The sequence below is a fragment of the Cyclobacterium plantarum genome (genome assembly GCF_011290685.1).
In the GTDB taxonomy this organism is placed as follows: Bacteria; Bacteroidota; Bacteroidia; order Cytophagales; family Cyclobacteriaceae; genus Cyclobacterium; species Cyclobacterium plantarum.
The window spans coordinates 72102-90758 of the sequence record NZ_JAANYN010000014.1 but is presented as its reverse complement, the minus strand read 5'-3'; the positions used below and the strand labels follow the sequence as shown (position 1 = coordinate 90758).

Sequence of the window (18657 nt, the reverse complement as noted above, 5' to 3'; positions counted from 1 at the left end):
AAAATGATTTATCCTGCAAAAAATCTTCTATTGTGTTGTATGACTTCATTAATCTTCTGCTATATGTATTAAAGAGAAAATAGTGCTACAAATCTCATCTCCAATTCCAAAAAAATTTAATATTTTTTTGGAATACTTGAGGTATTAACCAATAAATTAAACCTAAATAAGTATTTTAACCAATTTAATTAATACCAATGCAAATTAAAAAAGAATAAAAAAATAACTTTCGACGTAAAATCACTGTGGGACAAAACGGTCTTTAAGGATTTGATTCCCTTAAATATCAAATTGTAGATTGAAGGAATTTGAACTCCCATTAATTCAGAAATTTCGTCATAGGTCAATTCCTGAAGGTACCTCAAATAAATCGCCTCTTTTTGCCTTAAAGGTAAAGCGTCAATTGCACGACTAAGTTTATGGGTAGAATCAAGGCTGATCTGATTTTCCTCTAAAATTTCCTGAAACGATACTTCCCAGGAAATTTTAGAATGGTAATCCTCAATACTCTCGTATTTACAGGCTACGTTGACACGCTTGATTACCTCCCTCCTGAAACATGAAAAAAGATAGAATTTTATAGATTTATTGATGAAAAGAACATTTTTGGACTCCCAAATATGAATGAAAACATCTTGTATTACGTCCTTGATCAATTCCGTATCCTGCGTGAATCGAAAACCATATTTGTATAAGTCTTTGGCATGGGTCAGATAAATATGATCAAAGGCGGTTTGATCACCATCTGCCACCAATTTCCAAAGTTCAATGTCTTTTAGGGTGTGAAACTTCATTGAACATACGGTTATAAAATGGGTTTAATTGAATATATCAAACATACGATAATTTGAAAAATAAATTACTTACAAACGAAAAGAATTTCAAAATATTAAAATACCAAACCTTTAAGTAGCTGGAAAGAAATTTGATTACTTTTTTCAATTCTTATTCTCATTTCAATTTTTACCTAAAAAGAAACTATTATGTATAAACATAGGTTGTAGGTACATTAATATGTTTGTTTTGCTTAATTGCTATTTAATGCAGCAATCAAATTATTTTCACAGATTGAAAACCAACTATATACATGGAAAAGCAACCGTTATTGGAAAAATTAAAATTGGGTGACCTCTTACTCAATAACAGGGTAGTCATGGCCCCTATGACACGAAGCAGGGCTGATAATCCTGACAATGCGCCAACTGAACTTCAGGTTGATTACTACTCCCAACGGGCCAGCGCCGGGCTGATCATAACAGAGGGATCACAAATTTCCAAAAAAGCAGTGGGGTACATCAATACTCCCGGTATCTATACTGCTGCTCAAATTGAGGGTTGGAAAAAAGTGACATCTGCCGTACACGAGCAGGGAGGTAAAATATTCATACAGTTATGGCATGTGGGCAGGATTTCTCATCCGGACTTTCACAATGGGGAACTACCCCTGGCCCCTTCAGCCATCAATCCCAATTCCAAAGCCTTCACCCCAAAGGGTTTTAAGGAAACGGTAACACCAAAAGAAATGAGCCTTGAAGAAATCAAGGAAACGATTCAGGACTTTAGAAAAGCGGCTAAAAATGCCTGGGCGGCGGGTTTTGATGGTGTAGAGATACACTCCTCCAATGGATACCTCTTGCACCAGTTTTTCAACCGCACCTCTAATGTCAGGACAGATGAATATGGAGGCAGCATCGCCAATCGAACGAAAATCCTTTTTGAGATCATTGATGCCATCAAAAAAGAGATACCGGAAAACCGCATTGGCCTGAGATTAAATCCTTCGCTTCATGGTTTATTTGGCATGAGCTTGGACGAGGAGACCATACCTGCCTTCGATCATATCATCAATAAACTTAACGACTACGACCTGGCTTACCTGCACCTTTCAGAGCCATTTAACGATGTTTCAGAAATTCCTTACGCAGAAACAAACATTGCCGAAAGGTACCGCCCCCTGTTTAAAGGTACCCTTATCATAAACGCTGGCTTTGACAAGGAAAAGGGTAACCGCTTTATCAGTGAAGGATTGGCAGATGCGGTAGCCTATGGCAAACCTTATGTTTCCAATCCGGACCTGGTAGAAAGATTCAGGCAGGATGCGCCGCTGGCCGATTGGGATCAGGATACCTTTTATACGCCGGGTTCAAAGGGCTATACAGACTATCCCAAATTGGCAGAAACAGCACAAAGTTAATTTTAGATTTACCTTAACTAGAAAGCCATTTCTGTTCTGAGATGGCTTTCTAGTTTTCTCCGAAATTAGCAAATGTACCCGCACTTTAGATAGATAAACTGCAAACAATCGGGTGAATTCTGATTTTTTAAAAAATCGACCGAATGAAGGAATTAATTACTGGTTTGTGGCATTTTCCCTCCGGTACTCCTCAATCTGTGGATTTTTATTTCCTTGATTAGAAGCAGGAACCAAAAAAAGGTCTCTATAGTTTTAATACCTATGTCTACAAATACTCCCTTTTCCATACTTGATTTGGCCATTTTAAAAAAGGACCATGATGCCTCAGATGCCTACTCCAGGAGCCTGGACCTGGCCAGGCATGCAGAAAGATGGGGCTACAATAGGTTTTGGCTGGCAGAGCACCACAATATGCCGCATGTGGGAAGTTCTTCTCCCACAGTTTTGATGGGTTATATAGCTCAGGGAACCCAGCGTATACGGGTTGGGTCAGGAGGAATCATGCTCCCCAATCACAGCCCCTTGATGGTGGCAGAACAAATAGGCACTTTGGCCACTTTGTATCCAGGAAGGATTGATCTGGGTCTGGGGAGAGCTCCGGGTACGGATCAAAAAACCGCAGCAGTTTTGAGGCGCGGAAGAATGGAAACCGTCCAGGAATTTCCTCAGGACCTGGAGGAGTTACAACAATTTTTCTCGGCAGACAATTTGGACGCTGAAGTAAGGGCATTCCCTGCGGAGGGATTAACTGTGCCCATATATTTACTTGGCTCCAGCATGGACAGCGCCTACCTGGCTGCATCCAGGGGCTTGCCCTATGTTTTTGCCAGTCACTTTGCTCCCAATTATTTCCAGCAGGCATCGGCTTATTATCAAAACAATTTTCAGCCTTCAACGAATTGCCCCAAGCCCTATCTGATAGCCTGTGTCAATGTAATCGTTGCGGATACGGATGATGAAGCCCAATTTCTGGCCAGTTCGTTTTATCAAATGGCATTGGGAATCATCCGCAGACGCTCCTACCCTTTGTCAGCACCTGTAGAAGATATGGATCAAATTTGGTCCATGCAAGAGGCCGCCGCCTTAAAGCACATGATGCAATATTCCTTTATTGGGAGTCAGGCAACAGTCAAAGCCGGACTGGAAAATTTTGTAAACCGGCATAAAATCGATGAACTGATGGTAACCACCAATTTATATGACCATAAAAAGCGATTGTACTCTTTTGAGCTTACTGCAGCTGCCATACAATCCTTCCAGGCAGACCATTTGGTGAACAATCATGCATGAGTGCGTTATTTTAGTTTAAATTGGGGTTTTCCGGAATCTTAAATCCCTTGCTGGTTTTTGAAGCAAAAAACAAAGCCTGTATCAATAAGCCAATAATGATCAGAACCACCATTTCAAATTGCAACAGGATGCTTCCCATGGAAAAAATTTTGTCTGTTTTTGATTTTAATTTATCTGCCTCATTCAATTGGATTTGAGAAAGGGAATGCAGGTCTAAAAGTGCTGAACGGATCATCGGTTCCTCGCTATCCAAATCACCTGCTTTTAACCTTAGGTCCATTTCATGGGTGAGTCCTGTAAAGTGCACAAAATACCGGGCCTCTTCATCTGTCAGTCGGGTAGCTTCATACAAATGATTGAGGGTATCGATTTCATTAAGAATCTTGTTGGCGATTTCCTGTTTTTTTAAAAAAGGTAAAGTCGGATCGTTGATCGCATCATGCATGTCATGAAGCTTTTCCGAGAAATCCAATATATAGCTTTCCGCAACCAGCCTGTCCCTGTAAATGGATTCAAAGGCAGATTTCAGCTCTTCAATTTGGTTGCGTTGATTAAAATTGATCAGCAAAACAACCACGATTACCCCAAATAACAAGCTTGCTGCTGTTATTTTATTTTTTACACTGTATGTCCACTTCATGAATTTTAGAACCGGATCCTTACCCGTATCATTTCTTAATGGAAAATTAAACCAGCGTCAAATGTAATCGTTAAAAAGGAAAAAAAAATAGCAATCCACAAAAGAGTTTATCCACATTTGTCACAGCCACAGCCATTCTGGCCCTTTACCCGTTTTTTAATCCAGGTCCGGTAAATCCAGAAGAAGATAACTCCAGTAAACAATATGCCCACAATAATTTCCTGCCACATGATTAACTCCAGATTTGATAGGTGATCAATGCACCCAGATAGGCCACAATCGTCATACCAATAGTTTGCAAAACCGGCCATTTCCAACTTTTCGTTTCCCGGTAAACCACGGCAACCGTACTCATGCACTGCATGGCCAGCGCATAAAATACCATTAGAGAAAATCCTGTAGCCCGGGTAAACACCTTTTCTCCGGTGTCGGCATGCACTTGCTTGTCCAGCTTTTCTCTAATGGTCAACTCATCCTCTACATTTTCTCCCACACTATAGATGGTAGCTACAGTGGCGACAAAAACCTCTCTGGCTGCAAATGAAGTCAATAAAGCAATCCCAATCTTCCAATCATAGCCCAAAGGCCGAATGGCTGGTTCGATGGCTTTTCCCAAAATCCCAATGTAGGAAGCCTCCAGCTTCCTGGACGCAAATTCATTGGTCAATTCAAACTTTTGTTCCCCCACTACATTTTCCAACATGGCTTTCTCCTCAGCTTCAATGGCTTCCATTTCTCCGGAAGGCCCATAACTGGCCAGGACCCAAAGCACAATGGATATGGCAAGTATTACCTTTCCTGCTTCCAAAACAAAAATCTTCGATTTATTGAACATGGTCAGCAATACCGTCTGCCAGCGAGGCATTCTGTAAATGGGCAATTCCGTCATCAGGAAGCTTTTTTCCTGGGACTTCAATACAAATTTTAAGGCAAAAGCTCCCAAAAGGGTAAAAGCAGCGCCTATCAGATACATTACCAAAAGGGCGAAAGCCTGAAGGTTTATCCCCATCCAGGCCTCATCAGGTACGGTAAGTCCAATCAATATGATGTAAACCGGGAGTCTGGCAGAACAACTCATCCATGGAGTTACCAGAATAGTAATCAATCTTTCTTTGGTATTGCTGATATTTCTGGTGGCCATGATCCCGGGAATGGCACAGGCCATTCCGGAAATGAGGGGGACAATGCTCTTTCCATGCAATCCAAATGGTCGCATGAGTCTGTCCATCAGAAAAACCACTCTGGAAAAGTATCCCGTATCTTCCAATACAGCCAGAAATCCAAACAATAGCGCAATTTGAGGGATAAAAATAACTACTCCTCCTATTCCGGTGATAATACCTTCAGAAAGCAGGTCTGTTAAAACCCCCGGAGGAAGCGTATCCGAAACCCATCCGCTCAAGGCAGCAAAAACACCGTCAATTAAATCCATTGGTGCTTCGGCCCAGGCAAAAATGGCCTGAAAAATCAACAACATAATCCCTAAAAAAGTAACATACCCCCAAACAGGATGCATCAATACCTTATCCAAAGTGGCATGAAACTTTTTGGGCTTACCACTGCCTGAAGATTGGGTCCTGCTCAGCGTGGATTTAATTTTTTCGAAGCGTTGATTGGTTTCCCTGGCTTGCTGAACCTGGCTGTCAAAACCATGGCTCCTGGCTTTATCTTCCAACCACTGTTTCCTTTCCTGGTCAAGCATTGGGTCATACCCCGCAAACACCAACTGTTGAAATGCCTGATAGGGAGTTTCAAAACTGAATTTCAGCCTGACTTCTTCCAACAGTTCTGCAAAACCCAACTCATAAAATGGTTTTCCTACTGCAAAATCATCATTGGATAAGAGGTCCCGGACTGCTTCCAGCCCCTGGTTGTTTCTTGCATCTGTCAGCACCACGGGAACACCCAATTCCTTATACAATGCAAAAGTCTGAATGGAAAGCCCTCGCTTTTCAGCCAAATCTTTCATGTTGACCACAAATGCCATAGGGATGCCCAAATCCAATACTTGTGTTCCCAATAGAAGGCTGCGCTCCAGGTTACAAGCATCCAATACCACCAATGCCGCATCAGGCTTTTCCATCCCAATACCGTTCAATACCTTTTGTGCAATGATTTCATCCTCAGACTTGGGATACAAACTATAGGTACCTGGTAAATCTATCAACTCAAAGCTTTTATTTCCTATCTGAAAATAGCCCATCATTTTGTCTACCGTCATTCCCGGATAGTTTCCTATCTTCTGATTTAATCCGGTAAGCTGATTAAAAATACTCGATTTACCTACATTGGGGTTACCTATGATAGCAATACTTTTTACAGCTTTCTTTTCTGACACTTCCATGTATTAGGATCCTTTTATTTGGATAAGGTCGGCTTCTTCTATTCTTAATGCGAGAATATTTCCTTCGATTAAAAATGCCATGGGCCCCTTAAATGGAGCTTTTTGGAGAAGACTGATGCTTTTGCCGGGCATTACCCCCATTTCCATCATCCTTACCATCAGGGGTGATGCAGAGATACCTTCGATTTCGTATGTTTGGTTGATTTTAAGTCCGGTTGCAGTCATGAGCATTTTGAATTAAAGACCAATTCCGTTAGATGATTTGAAAAGGCAATTTTAATATATTTTTTGCGGAATAATAAGTATTTCAGCCTTTATTTAGATTGAATAAATAATAATAGCAAACTCAGTTCTTTTAATTACATCCGTCACCAGCTCCATCCAAAAGGAGAGAATTGCCGGGGTTTCATGCAAAGCTCCGTCAAAACAAGCCCATTCAATTTCATAAACCGGATTCAATTATTTTTATGGCGGTATATGGCTTCCGTAATAATTATCACATCCCGGGAAATCAGTAATGCTTAAACTTGCATAAGATTTGGGTAAACCTACTTCTGGTCTGCCCGTATGAAAAATGAATAAACGATAAACTAAAAAAATAGCGATGTTTTTCGAATTAGTATATGACAAAAGTTTGGCGCAAGCCAGTTATGTAATAGGATGTCAGGCAGGAGGTGTAGCCGCTGTGATTGATCCAAAAAGAGATGTGGACACCTATCTGGAAATAGCCAGGGCCAATAATATGAAAATCACGCATGTTTTGGAAACACACATCCATGCTGACTTTCTAAGTGGTTCCCGGGAGCTGGCCAAACTGACCGGTGCGCAGATGTACCTTTCCGATATGGGAGATAAAGACTGGAAATATGAATTTCCCCACAACAAACTGAAGGAAGGGGATCATGTAAAATTGGGCAATCTGGACTTCGAAGTGTTGCATACTCCGGGCCATACCCCGGAAAGTATTAGTTTCCTGCTTACCGACAATCCCGCCACGCGGGAACCGGTAATGCTTTTCACGGGCGATTTTGTGTTTGTAGGGGATGTGGGAAGACCAGATTTGCTTGAACAAGCTGCAGGATTGAAAGGCACCCAGGATATTGGCGCAGCCCAAATGTACGATTCCCTTAAGACATTTAACAAACTACAAGACTTTATTCAGGTCTGGCCTGGTCATGGAGCCGGCTCTGCCTGTGGAAAATCTCTGGGAGCTGTACCCGTCTCCACGGTTGGCTATGAAAAAATCAGGAATTGGGCTTTGCAGTTGCTAGCCGATAAAGCAGCATTCAGCAAAGAGCTTTTGGCTGATCAACCTGAACCTCCCCGGTATTTTGCCATGATGAAAAAGCTCAACAAAGTTGACCGAAAGCTATTGACCGAAGTACCGAAAATCGAAAACCTTAACCAAAAGGCATTTGAAAATGCCAAAAAAAGAGGGTTAAAAATCATCGATGTTCGCACACCTGAAGCTTTTTCCAAGGGTTTTCTGAAAGGTTCTCTGAACATCCCGAATACCAATACCTTCTCCACCTGGATGGGATGGTACATGGATTATGATGAATTCTTTGTGCTGATCGCCGAAGAAAATGAGGTAGAGGAGCTTACCCGCAAATTGATGAGAATCGGTTTGGATAACATACAAGGATACATTACTCCCGGACAATTGGCCGACATTGAAGGAAAAGCCTTGGAACATTACCAGGCCATCGATAAAAAAGAGGTTAAGCAGCAGCTAGAAAAAGGAACCGTGCAGGTAATTGATGTGCGGGGAGCCTCTGAATACAAAAAAGGCCATATCGAAGGGGCGAAAAATCTCTTTGTAGGTAAGCTGGACCAGAACCTGGATAAAGTTTCCAGGGACAAGCCGGTAATTGTCCATTGTCAAAGTGGTGGCCGGGCAGCCATCGCCTATTCTCTGCTTAGGGCCAATGGCTTCGATAATGTCTCCAACTATGCCGGAGGCTGGGAAGACTGGAGCAGCAACTAAAAAAACAGGCATCTAGCAGAAAGGCGGGTCATCCTATGGGTGGTCCGCTTTTTTTTAGGCTCATTCTACATTTCCATCAAGCTGTATAACTCAACATTTGGCAGCGGGAAAAAGAGGGGTATTTGATAATCGGATTTATTTTCGGTTGAAACCTTGTTTTGGCACCATTCTGGGGATCAAAATGCCGGTAATAACTTCTATATTTACCCCGGATGAAAACAGCATTGGAACAAATAAATAATGAACTGGCTATACTGGAGCAAGCCATACTAGAAACCAGCCAAAAGCATCAAAAATACCTGGAAGGGATTCCTGAAAGCTCCCAGGCAGCTGCCAGAAACCTGATCCAATACCTTTATTTCAGAAGTGAGGACAGGAAAGCTTTGCAGGAAAAGCTGCATTTGTACGGCCTCTCCGCACTATCCAACTCAGAAAACCATATTCACAGGCAAATTCAGGTCATTCGCGAACGCCTTGGGCACCACTACAAGCCGGAGGAACTCAACCCCTGCACCTATACTTACAGCCAGGCTCAATTGGCCGAAAACAGCCAGGTTTTATTTGGTTCACCAGAAAATCCTGGAGTACCGACCATAATGGTAACCTTTGACACGGGTTTTGCCGATGATCCGGATTTGGTGGAAAACCTAATGGTCCAGGGCATGAATGTGGCCCGAATCAACTGCGCCCACGATGATGAAACGGTCTGGAAAGCCATGATTGACCAAATTCGAGAGGCAGAAAAAAAGACAGGAAAGCATTGCAAGATACACATGGACCTGGCAGGTCCAAAAATCAGAACCGTATTATTGGGTAAGGGCAAAAAGAAAGGAAAGGTTAAAGTATCCGTAGGGGAAACCATCTGGCTTTCCGAGAACATGGACCATTTCAGCGAGGATCAGGTCGTGTTGCATCCGAATGAGGAGGGCATTATTTCTTCTTTGGTACCCGGGCACCGGGTTTTCATTGATGACGGGGAGATCGGAGGAAGGGTCACTCAAACCGAAAGTGGAAATGCAGCTGTGGTCCTGGACAGGGTTTCTTCCAAAAAAGGAAAGATTAAATCAGAGAAAGGCATCAATTTTCCGGACACCACCTTCAACATCTCCTCTTTGACCGATTATGACAAGACATGCCTGCCTTTTATTTGCAGTCATGCAGACCTCATTGGCTATTCCTTCGTGAAAAACACAGGGGATATTCGACATCTTCGGAAAGAGTTGCAAAAAATAGGTGGTCGCCGTCCTGACCTGGTGTATAAAATCGAAACTCCGGATTCAGTGGCCAATTTACCGGCATTGCTTTTGGAAGGCATGAGGCATCCCCCTTGTGGAATCATGATTGCCAGAGGGGATCTGGCCGTAGAAATTGGTTTTGAACGTATGGGAGAAATTCAGGAGGAAATCCTCTGGATCTGCGAAGCTGCCCATGTACCTGTAGTATGGGCAACACAGGTATTGGAAAATCTACATAAATCTGGAATGCCCACCCGCTCAGAGATAACCGATGCCGGCCTTGCGTCCCTGGCAGAGTGTATCATGATCAATAAGGGTAAGCATACCATTTCCGTATTGAAAACCCTGAAAGAAATCATGCAACGTACCAGTGACAGGCGAAATAAAAAAAGGTTTACACTGGGCTCTCTTGCCATGGCAAAAAAATTCATTCAATCTTCTTAGCCTATAGCCCGTACATCAGGAAATCAAAGTGCGGGACTTTTAAATTTCGCTTATATACCATTCCATCAATTTAAAGTAGGCATTTTGTGCTTCCTGTTTTTCCTTTTTGTCAGATGGGTCAAGGCTCAGCACCTTGGCCCTGATATTGGCTCTCAGACATTTGAAATAAATAAATATGGCCGCATCTTTATCAGGATCCAGCACAGGATTTTTTTTAAGATAGGTTTCCAAAAACAAAGCCGACCAATCATCTTTGCCAAAACGCTCCAGATCCATGCAGATAAAGGCCACCTCGTAAAGCAGGTCTATGGTACGCATGCTTTTACTGAACTCAATGCAATCAAAAATAACCGGGGGGTCGGTCAGAAAGACATTGCCCGTGTGCAGGTCTCCGTGCAAATCACGCACCCAACCCAAACTGGCCCTTTCCCTTAATCTCCTGCTGTGTTTCTCCAAAAACAAATCGCTCCATCGGACGGCCTTTTGAAGAAATTCTTCCTGCTCATCGGAATATTTGTGGGCATTATTTAGAATATCGTTAAAAATACCCCTCGCCTCCTTTACATTGAATAGCGAATTGTCGGAGGGCTGACTGCGGTGAAATAAGGCTACTTTATTGGCAAGCTTCTCGATCAGAAAGGGAGCACCCTCTCCTGATTGCAACATCTTATCCATCCTGTAAGCCTCCGGTAAACGTTTCATCATTACGGCATAATCATGAATGACTCCTCTTTTTCCATTCATTTCCCATTTCCCATCATTCCAGGTAATCGGACAGCTCCGGATATAAATGGAAGAAAACCGAGCATTCAATTGAATCTCTTGGTCGCAAAAATAAGCTCTTGATTCAAGGCTGGAATAATCCAGAAATGAAAGCCTGATCGGTTTTTTGATTTTAAAGACCCACTTATGGCTTAAAATGACCCAGGAAATATGGGTTTCTACTACTTCTCCTTCAATCCTTCGGCCCATGTAAAGCCCTTCACTTGCCAGTAATTGAATGTCCTCAGCTTTCATTTCGGTTTTCTAAATATTTAACTGCTTTTTGTATCATACCAGCTATTTTACCGTCTTCAGATTGGATGTCCAGGTAATTACCTATTATCGGGTCGAAGTTCCTTTTCAATTTTTGATATACCCAAAAATCCGCATCGCTTTCCTCCCTGCTTTTTGATAGTCGTTTTTCAATCAAATCCTCCTCAGCCCAAACCCGCATACAGATAAAGGATTGTCCCATTTTCAGGGCTATATCCTGAAATGTCAACCTGTTTTCATTCCTTTGAAAGGTGGCATCCACCAAAACCGATTTGCCCGCTTCTAAAAATTTCTGAGCCCTCGCTGCCATCTCGTCATAAACCTTTTGCCGGTCATGGCTACTGTATTGGCCTCTTAATCCCATTTCCATCCTAACCTGATCACTACTCAGGTAGGTCATACCGGTTTCAGCTGCCAGCTTATTGGCAAAATAGCTTTTTCCAGACCCAGGTAATCCCATTACCAATAGTAACATTCAAAAGAAATTTTAACCCAATGATTTATTAAAACCATTCACCGAAATTATCCATTCATTTGCAGCACTTCTTCCCATATTTCCGCCGCTACAGGTACACCCAATGCCAGATTTTCCTTTCTTCTTTGAAAAGATTTTTCGCCGGGATAGCTCACCTCCATGCCTTCAAATACGGCGGTAGCCTTCAAATCTTCTACTACCTCTGCCAATTTTTTGTCCAACTCAAGGGGAGCAATTCCCAATTTTTCCAGATGGAAACATAGAAAAAACTGAGAGATTCCGTATTCTTCCCCCTGCAGTCCAATTTCCCGGGTAGTCTTTCCATTGGATAATCCGGAAGCCAGCAAATCCAGCATCAGAGATAAACCTGCCCCCTTCCATAGGCCAATGGGTAAAGCCAATTGTTTTGCCAAAACATGGATGGGGTTTTTTGTGAGTTCGCCTTTGCTATCAAAACCTGCGGCATAGGGCATGGAAGCCTTTTCCTTCTCAAAAATACTCATTTTGCCATAGGAATATTGTGTCATAGCCATGTCCAGCACAAGCGCTTCATTTCTGAAAGGAACTGCTACTACCAGAGGATTATTTCCCAATTTTGGCTCGCTTCCGCCCCAGGCAGGCATATTGGGAATGGTATTGGTACAGCAAATGCCAATGCATCCCGCTTCTGCCGCCTGCCAGCCATAGTTCCCCGCTCTCATCCAATGATTGGTGTTGTTTAAAGCCACACAGCCCATGCCATTTTCAGTGGCCATCGAAATGGCCCTGCCCATGGCAAAATGGGCATTGTACATCCCCGGTCCGAGCTTTCCATCCCAGCGTTCCATCACCGGAAGAGAAAATTCCTGCTCTGGTATGGCCTCCACCTTCACATGTCCTTTCCTGACCTGTTCAAGAAAGGTGGGAAAACGGTTCAACCCATGAGAAGCCACCCCATCCAAACTGGCTTTGGCAAAGAGAGTGGCACAAACTGAGGCTTTTTCCGAATCAAATCCAGATTTTTGAAGAATTGCACCCAGTGTTGATTCCAATTGCACAAATGGGATGCGTATATTATTTTTCATTTATTTCAAACGCTTTATAAAGATGAGCTACCAATAACGGGATTTTTTTTAGCTCTTAAAAGTTCAATATACAATCATTGGCAATGATTATAAGGAATAGACCACTTTAAAGATGATGAATAAATATAAGCTTTTAATCGAGCCTACAGGAGGCTTTAAATGAATTTCTTTAAAAGTTTTATGGGTCTTACCCTGGCTTTCTTTACTTTTACAGATAGCATCCGATAAATGCAATCCAGAAAACATGAAGGCAATCCGTTGTGAGCAGCCCGGCTCATTGAAACAACAGCACATAGAGGTACCAGCCCCGGCACAGCATGAGGTACAGGTTAAAATCAAAACAATCGGGGTATGTGGAACGGACCTGCATGCATTTGCCGGAAATCAGGCGTTTTTTAGCTATCCCCGCATATTAGGTCATGAAATTGCCGCGACAATCAGTCAGTCCAATGGTTCCCGTTTTCAATCTGGAGATCCTGTCGTCGTAATACCTTACATTCATTGCGGCGTATGTAATGCCTGCTTGTCGGGAAAAACCAATTGTTGCACAACACTCAAGGTTTTGGGAGTGCACATTGATGGAGCCATGCAGGAATACATGTCTCTTCCCCCCCACCTTTTACTTCCCAGCCCTGAATTGAGCTGGACAGAAATGGCCATGGTAGAACCGCTCTCCGTTGCGGCTCATGCCGTAAGGCGGGCCGGAGTTCAGGCCGGGGAGGAAATACTGGTCATGGGTTGTGGCCCTATTGGCCTGGCCATAATGGTATTTGCGCACCATGCAGCAGCGAAGGTTACGGCATTGGACACCAATCCGGAACGCCTTAAATTGGCAAAAGATCATTTCCATGCAGAAAACACCATTGATGCTGCACAACTTGTATCGGATCCCGGTTATAAGACAAAATTTGGAGCCGGTTTTAATACTGTTTTTGATGCTACAGGAAACAAACAAGCCATGGAATCGGGGCCATTTTTCGCTGCCCATGGCGGAAAATATATTTTAGTAGGTCTTTATAAAGATCAGCTTTGTTTCCATCATCCTTCCATCCATGCCAAAGAACTGAGTTTGTTATGCAGCAGAAATGCAACCAAAGCTGATTTCCTTGAGGTAATGAAAATTTTAGCTTTGAAAAAGTTCCCTACAGAAAATTACCATACCCATGATTTGGGCTTTGATGAGGTTCCTGAAAAGTTTACCCACCTGACCCTTCCATCCAACCAGGTGATCAAAGCCATGATAAGCATTTAATTTCGGACCATTAAAAAAAACTTTGTACCGATTGTGGAGAGGTTTTTGTTATTCCTTTTGAAAATTACCAGATTGAAATTAAGAAACGATTCGGTTATGAATAAGTTATTGCTGTTGCTACTCACAATTTCAGGATTGGTAACTTTTCCTTCAATTAGTCAAGGGCAAGTGCAGGCTGGCTATGAAGTTCTAAAAACCAACCGGGCATATGTGATCAAAATGAAAGCTATGGATTATACCCGAATAGATACCGAAGGATTAAGCCTGGATTGCTCATCAACGGACTTGAGCAAAGAACTAAATTTCGATCATATTGCCTCCTATTTTGATGAAGACACCAAAACCTTGTTTCGAAACATAAAAATTCAAAGCAGGGTATACATTGATATTCGCGGTGATGTGCAGGAGCTTTATTTTATCTGTGAAAATGATCCGGAAAAGCATGCCGTTGATTTCGAAAAATTGGAAAAGGTAATCAAAAGAAAAATGAAAGTGGAAAATAACAGAGATTGTCTGACAAAATTCGAAGACAAATACATCAGTTGGTACATTCCTCTTTACAGTTATTAAAGTCTTAGTGATTCAATGCTTCGCCAACACCTGAAAATTTTGCGGTTTTCAGAAACAATCACCTTTTTTTTATGACACGAACACCTATAAACGACCTTTGAAAAGACTGCTTTAATAACCATCCGAAAGCCCAACAGGCAGGGCTGCGATTTTTTTTGATTGACCCCAGGTAATTAGATGCGAAATATGCATTAACCTATCTAATACGAATCCAAATGCATATTCCGGGTTAAATCCAAAATTACAATCCCTACCCTGGTCAAAAAAAAAGCCCGGAAAAACTCCGGGCTTTAATATTGAAATATAATCAATGACTCTTACTTCAGGAAGAGCATCTCCCTGTACTTCACCAAAGGCCAGTATTCATCATCTACCAGCAGTTCCATCTTATCAACCGCATATCTTATTTTATCAAAATAAGCATCTTTCACTTCAGAGCTGTACAATTTGGCTTTTTCGGTAATATCCTCTACCTTATTTACCCTTTTTCGCGCTTCAATCATGTTGCTAACATTTGACTTAAGGGCTTCGATGTGTTTTGAAACTTCTTCAATAGTCTCTATGGCAGCACGGTGGTCTAATCCTAATCCTTTTAGACCATTGGCATTGACGATAAGCTGATTTTGATAACGGATCGCCGTAGGGATGATATGGTTTAATGCAAGATCTCCCATCACCCTGGATTCGATCTGTACCTTCATGACATAATTCTCCAATCTGATCTCATGACGGGCATGCAGTTCCTTTTCATTCAATACATTGTGCCGCTTGTATAGGTCAGTAACTTGCTTGGACAATAATATATCCAGTGCCTCTGCAGTACTTTTGAGGTTGGAAAGCCCTCTTTTCTCCGCTTCTTTTTCCCACTCCTCAGAATAGCCGTCTCCTTCAAACCTAATTTTCTTGCTTTCTTTAATGTATTTTCTCAATACATTTACAATGGCGATTTTCTTTTCCTTACCGCCTTCTATTTCCTTGTCGATGTCCTTCTTAAGTTCTTTTAAAACATCTGCAACAATCACGTTCAAAGCTGTCATTGGACCGGCCGGATTGGCACTGGAACCTACAGCCCGGAATTCAAATTTGTTTCCGGTAAAGGCAAATGGAGAAGTTCTGTTACGGTCGGTGTTGTCCAATATGATTTCTGGAATTTTAGAAATTCCAAGTTTCATGTACATATTGTCACCTTTTTCAATTTTTATATTTCCGTTTTTCTCCAACTCATCCAAAATCCCGGTGAGGGTGGATCCAAGGAAAACAGAAATAATTGCAGGTGGTGCCTCATTGGCTCCCAGCCTGAAATCGTTACCTGCAGATGCAATACTGGCTCTCAATAAATCAGCATTTTTATAAACGGCTTTCAGGGTTGCCACCAGAAAACAAAGGAATTGGAGGTTTTCTCTGGCCGAATTACTTGGCTGAAAAAGATTGACACCTGTATCTGTGATCAGGGACCAGTTGTTGTGTTTGCCACTACCATTCAGTCCAGCAAAAGGCTTTTCGTGAAACAGTACTTTTAGCCCGTGTTTTTCAGCTACTTTTTCCATCACATCCATCAACAAAAGATTATGATCGGTAGCTTTATTGATATCTTCAAACAATGGTGCTACCTCAAACTGTCCCGGAGCCACTTCATTGTGTCTGGTGGAAACAGGAATACCCAATTTAAGTGCTTCGATTTCGAAGTCCTTCATGTACTCCTTCACCCGGGATGGAATTGATCCAAAATAATGATCATCCAATTGCTGGCCTCTGGCTGGATTATGACCGAAAACGGTTCTTCCCGCCATCACCAAATCCGGACGGGTCGCATAAAGTGCCCTGTCTATTACAAAATACTCCTGCTCTACTCCCAAAGAAGGATTTACTTTCTTTACATTTCGGTCAAAATACTGGCAAATTTCAACTGCAGCATTATTGATGGCTTCAGTTGATCTGATGAGTGGGGTTTTAAAATCCAGGGCTTCCCCTGTAAAAGAAACAAAGATTGTTGGAATGCAAAGGGTCTGATTGAAAATAAAGATGGGAGAACTTGGATCCCAGGCAGTATATCCACGGGCTTCAAAAGTGGTCCTTATGCCTCCACTCGGGAAAGATGAAGCATCGGGCTCCTGTTGAACAAGCGCACTCCCCTTGAATTTCTCCATGCCTGACATGGCGTCAAAGAAAGTATCATGCTTTTCGGCAGTCGATCCGGTTAAAGGTTGAAACCAATGTGTATAATGCGTGGCTCCTTTGGATAGAGCCCAACTTTTTACAGCAGTAGCCACCTCATCTGCGGTGGACATATCTATCTTGGTCCCCTTGTCGATAGCGGTGCTGACTTTCTTGAAAACAGGTGTCGCCAAGGTTTCCTGCATTTCTTTCAAGCCAAAAACCTGCGATCCAAAATAATCGGAAATTTTTAAGGAGGGCGCAACTGCAGAAACCTGTGGTCTTCCCTGCACCTTCATTAATGCTTTTTGTCTTAATGTTGCCATTGTTTTAGTTTATGGTTTAAAAACTACTTACAAAATTAGAAAAATAAATGAATCTTTAACAAAAATGGTCAGAAATTGAGGTCACTAACAAGAAAATTACACTTTTGACATAAAATAAAGGACAAATAGCCATCAATTGAGGTAGAAAAACCAGATTTTAAATCAAATTTTACGAAAATGGAAAATTCGTCAATAATCCTTACCTTTGGATGTTAAAATCAAATGGTTTGAAATTTGAAAAAAGTAGCATTTTATACACTGGGTTGCAAATTAAACTATGCCGAAACCTCCACTATCAGCAGGATGTTCGAGAAAAAAGGCTATGTAAAAGTGGGGTTTGAGGATAAACCGGATATTTTCATTATCAATACCTGCTCGGTTACCGAAAATGCAGATAAAAAATGTAAAAAGATTGTTAAAGAGGCCAAAAAAATTTCCCCCGATGGATTTGTTGCCATTATCGGTTGTTATGCCCAGTTAAAACCCCGTGAAATAGCTACCATTCAAGGGGTGGATGCGGTATTGGGGGCCGCAGAAAAATTCAGGCTTATCGAATTACTGGATGGTTTTGCTGCCAGTCAGGAAGCAAAGGTTTTTGCCTCTGAGATCAAAGAAGCACAGGATTTCAACCATGCCTTCAGCATGCATGACCGGACCCGTACTTTTCTTAAAGTACAGGATGGCTGTAATTATGGTTGTGCCTTTTGCACCATACCATTGGCCAGGGGCAAAAGCAGAAGTGACTCTATTGAAAATATCCTGGTCACGGCTAATGAAATTGCAAATACCGATGTAAAGGAAGTGGTCCTTACAGGGGTAAATATTGGGGATTTTGGCATAGAAGGAGGAAAAAGGAAGGAAAGCTTCTTAGACCTGATCCGCTCTCTGGACCTGGTAGAAGGAATTGACAGGTTTAGGATTTCTTCTATTGAACCCAACCTTTTGACCAATGAGGCCATTCAGTTTGTTTCTGAATCCAGACATTTCGTTCCTCATTTTCACATACCATTGCAATCCGGAAGTAATACCCTGCTTCGGAAAATGGGCAGGAGATACCTTCGTGAATTGTATGAAGACCGTGTATACAAGATCAAAAGCCTTATGCCCCATTGTTGTATCGGGACAGATGTGATCGTAGGGTTTCCGGGTGAAACAGAGGCATTGTTCATGGAGACCTACAATTTCCTGAAAGATCTGCCTGTTTCTTACCTCCATGTTTTCACTTATTCAGAAAGGGCTAATACTAGGGCAGCTGAAATGGAGGATGTTGTACCCATGAAAATCAGAAATAAACGCTCAAAAATGCTGCGTATTTTGTCTGAAAAGAAAAGAAGGGCATTTTATGAAGAAAATTTGGGCAAGACCTTCCAGGTTCTTTTTGAAGAGGACATTGAGGAGGGTAAAATGCATGGTTTTACGGAAAACTATATCAGGATCAGTGCCAAATATGATCCGCTTCTGATCAATGAAATAAAAGAAGTCACCTTAAGTGATATCAATGAGAAAGGAACAGTGGAAGTTTTGGAACCCGAAAACGGTTTGATGGCTCATGGATAAGGAGATTTCATCCGGCTGCATACCGTTGGAATTAATTTTGAGGTTTTTTATCCCATTTTCTATGATGAATTGGCAAGGATAGTTTAAATT

General features: G+C 42.0%; 15 protein-coding genes. 7 read left to right on the top strand and 8 right to left on the bottom strand.

Annotated elements, in window-relative coordinates; genetic code table 11:
- Positions 1 to 188 precede the first annotated feature (188 nt).
- Positions 189 to 794 carry an RNA polymerase sigma factor gene (locus G9Q97_RS22370; protein WP_166151105.1) on the bottom strand — a complete coding sequence of 202 codons (606 nt, stop codon included), beginning with the start codon at positions 792 to 794 and terminating at the stop codon, positions 189 to 191.
- Positions 795 to 1087: 293 nt separating this feature from the next.
- On the opposite strand from G9Q97_RS22370, the gene G9Q97_RS22365 reads away from it, so the two are divergent.
- Positions 1088 to 2194, top strand: coding sequence for an alkene reductase (locus G9Q97_RS22365; RefSeq protein WP_166151103.1), 1107 nt, complete (start codon positions 1088 to 1090; stop codon positions 2192 to 2194).
- 261 nt (positions 2195 to 2455) lie between these two features.
- Positions 2456 to 3484, top strand: a complete 1029-nt coding sequence (locus tag G9Q97_RS22360; protein WP_166151101.1) for an LLM class flavin-dependent oxidoreductase — start codon at positions 2456 to 2458, stop codon at positions 3482 to 3484.
- Positions 3485 to 3494: 10 nt separating this feature from the next.
- Here the strand turns inward: G9Q97_RS22360 and G9Q97_RS22355 are convergent, their stop codons facing one another.
- The 3 genes from G9Q97_RS22355 to G9Q97_RS22340 all read right to left on the bottom strand — a co-directional run bounded on the left by G9Q97_RS22355 (position 3495) and on the right by G9Q97_RS22340 (position 6693).
- Positions 3495 to 4124, bottom strand: a complete 630-nt coding sequence (locus G9Q97_RS22355; protein ID WP_166151099.1) for an MCP four helix bundle domain-containing protein — start codon at positions 4122 to 4124, stop codon at positions 3495 to 3497.
- Positions 4125 to 4356: 232 nt separating this feature from the next.
- The gene (gene feoB / locus G9Q97_RS22345; protein ID WP_166151095.1) at positions 4357 to 6468 is read right to left on the bottom strand and encodes a ferrous iron transport protein B; all 2112 of its coding nucleotides are present in this window, start codon (positions 6466 to 6468) and stop codon (positions 4357 to 4359) included.
- 3 nt (positions 6469 to 6471) lie between these two features.
- Positions 6472 to 6693 carry a FeoA family protein gene (locus G9Q97_RS22340; RefSeq protein WP_166151093.1) on the bottom strand — a complete coding sequence of 74 codons (222 nt, stop codon included), beginning with the start codon at positions 6691 to 6693 and terminating at the stop codon, positions 6472 to 6474.
- A 379-nt stretch (positions 6694 to 7072) separates the two neighbouring features.
- Here G9Q97_RS22340 and G9Q97_RS22335 point away from each other — a divergent pair, with 379 nt between their 5' ends.
- Together G9Q97_RS22335 and G9Q97_RS22330 are read left to right on the top strand one after the other, a co-directional pair.
- Positions 7073 to 8455 carry an MBL fold metallo-hydrolase gene (locus G9Q97_RS22335; protein WP_166151091.1) on the top strand — a complete coding sequence of 461 codons (1383 nt, stop codon included), beginning with the start codon at positions 7073 to 7075 and terminating at the stop codon, positions 8453 to 8455.
- A gap of 212 nt (positions 8456 to 8667) precedes the next feature.
- Positions 8668 to 10134 (top strand): pyruvate kinase, encoded by a 1467-nt coding sequence (locus tag G9Q97_RS22330; RefSeq protein WP_166151089.1) that lies wholly within the window; start codon positions 8668 to 8670, stop codon positions 10132 to 10134.
- A 39-nt stretch (positions 10135 to 10173) separates the two neighbouring features.
- On the opposite strand, the gene G9Q97_RS22325 is transcribed toward G9Q97_RS22330, so the two are convergent.
- The 3 genes from G9Q97_RS22325 to yiaK are packed head-to-tail and all read right to left on the bottom strand — an operon-like array spanning position 10174 to position 12708.
- A complete protein-coding gene (locus G9Q97_RS22325) occupies positions 10174 to 11151 on the bottom strand; it encodes a phosphotransferase (protein WP_166151087.1) in 978 nt (325 codons plus the stop codon).
- Complete coding sequence (locus G9Q97_RS22320) at positions 11141 to 11644, bottom strand: AAA family ATPase (RefSeq protein WP_166151085.1); 504 nt, start codon at positions 11642 to 11644, stop codon at positions 11141 to 11143. The genes G9Q97_RS22325 and G9Q97_RS22320 overlap by 11 nt, the downstream gene beginning before the upstream one ends.
- Before the next feature lie 47 nt (positions 11645 to 11691).
- Positions 11692 to 12708: a 3-dehydro-L-gulonate 2-dehydrogenase gene (gene yiaK / locus G9Q97_RS22315; protein ID WP_166151083.1), complete on the bottom strand. Its 1017-nt coding sequence runs from the start codon at positions 12706 to 12708 to the stop codon at positions 11692 to 11694.
- A 244-nt stretch (positions 12709 to 12952) separates the two neighbouring features.
- Between yiaK and G9Q97_RS22310 the strand changes: the two genes are divergently transcribed.
- Positions 12953 to 13960 (top strand): zinc-binding alcohol dehydrogenase family protein, encoded by a 1008-nt coding sequence (locus tag G9Q97_RS22310; protein WP_166151081.1) that lies wholly within the window; start codon positions 12953 to 12955, stop codon positions 13958 to 13960.
- A gap of 96 nt (positions 13961 to 14056) precedes the next feature.
- Positions 14057 to 14530: a hypothetical protein gene (locus G9Q97_RS22305; RefSeq protein ID WP_166151079.1), complete on the top strand. Its 474-nt coding sequence runs from the start codon at positions 14057 to 14059 to the stop codon at positions 14528 to 14530.
- 317 nt (positions 14531 to 14847) lie between these two features.
- Here the strand turns inward: G9Q97_RS22305 and G9Q97_RS22300 are convergent, their stop codons facing one another.
- Positions 14848 to 17010, bottom strand: coding sequence for a glutamine synthetase III family protein (locus tag G9Q97_RS22300; RefSeq protein ID WP_187357745.1), 2163 nt, complete (start codon positions 17008 to 17010; stop codon positions 14848 to 14850).
- Between the two features lie 234 nt (positions 17011 to 17244).
- Here G9Q97_RS22300 and mtaB point away from each other — a divergent pair, with 234 nt between their 5' ends.
- Positions 17245 to 18567, top strand: coding sequence for a tRNA (N(6)-L-threonylcarbamoyladenosine(37)-C(2))-methylthiotransferase MtaB (gene mtaB, locus G9Q97_RS22295; protein WP_166151077.1), 1323 nt, complete (start codon positions 17245 to 17247; stop codon positions 18565 to 18567).
- The last annotated feature ends 90 nt before the right edge of the window (positions 18568 to 18657 follow it).

Bases quoted from the DNA above. Each gene is read 5' to 3' on its own strand.
- G9Q97_RS22320 (WP_166151085.1), bottom strand. From the start codon at position 11,644: ATGTTACTATTGGTAATGGGATTACCTGGGTCTGGAAAAAGCTATTTT.
- G9Q97_RS22355 (WP_166151099.1), bottom strand. From the start codon at position 4,124: ATGAAGTGGACATACAGTGTAAAAAATAAAATAACAGCAGCAAGCTTG.
- yiaK (WP_166151083.1), bottom strand. From the start codon at position 12,708: ATGAAAAATAATATACGCATCCCATTTGTGCAATTGGAATCAACACTG.
- G9Q97_RS22370 (WP_166151105.1), bottom strand. From the start codon at position 794: ATGAAGTTTCACACCCTAAAAGACATTGAACTTTGGAAATTGGTGGCA.
- G9Q97_RS22365 (WP_166151103.1), top strand. From the start codon at position 1,088: ATGGAAAAGCAACCGTTATTGGAAAAATTAAAATTGGGTGACCTCTTA.
- feoB (WP_166151095.1), bottom strand. From the start codon at position 6,468: ATGGAAGTGTCAGAAAAGAAAGCTGTAAAAAGTATTGCTATCATAGGT.
- G9Q97_RS22360 (WP_166151101.1), top strand. From the start codon at position 2,456: ATGTCTACAAATACTCCCTTTTCCATACTTGATTTGGCCATTTTAAAA.
- G9Q97_RS22325 (WP_166151087.1), bottom strand. From the start codon at position 11,151: ATGAAAGCTGAGGACATTCAATTACTGGCAAGTGAAGGGCTTTACATG.
- G9Q97_RS22330 (WP_166151089.1), top strand. From the start codon at position 8,668: ATGAAAACAGCATTGGAACAAATAAATAATGAACTGGCTATACTGGAG.
- G9Q97_RS22340 (WP_166151093.1), bottom strand. From the start codon at position 6,693: ATGACTGCAACCGGACTTAAAATCAACCAAACATACGAAATCGAAGGT.
- G9Q97_RS22335 (WP_166151091.1), top strand. From the start codon at position 7,073: ATGTTTTTCGAATTAGTATATGACAAAAGTTTGGCGCAAGCCAGTTAT.
- G9Q97_RS22300 (WP_187357745.1), bottom strand. From the start codon at position 17,010: ATGGCAACATTAAGACAAAAAGCATTAATGAAGGTGCAGGGAAGACCA.
- G9Q97_RS22310 (WP_166151081.1), top strand. From the start codon at position 12,953: ATGAAGGCAATCCGTTGTGAGCAGCCCGGCTCATTGAAACAACAGCAC.
- G9Q97_RS22305 (WP_166151079.1), top strand. From the start codon at position 14,057: ATGAATAAGTTATTGCTGTTGCTACTCACAATTTCAGGATTGGTAACT.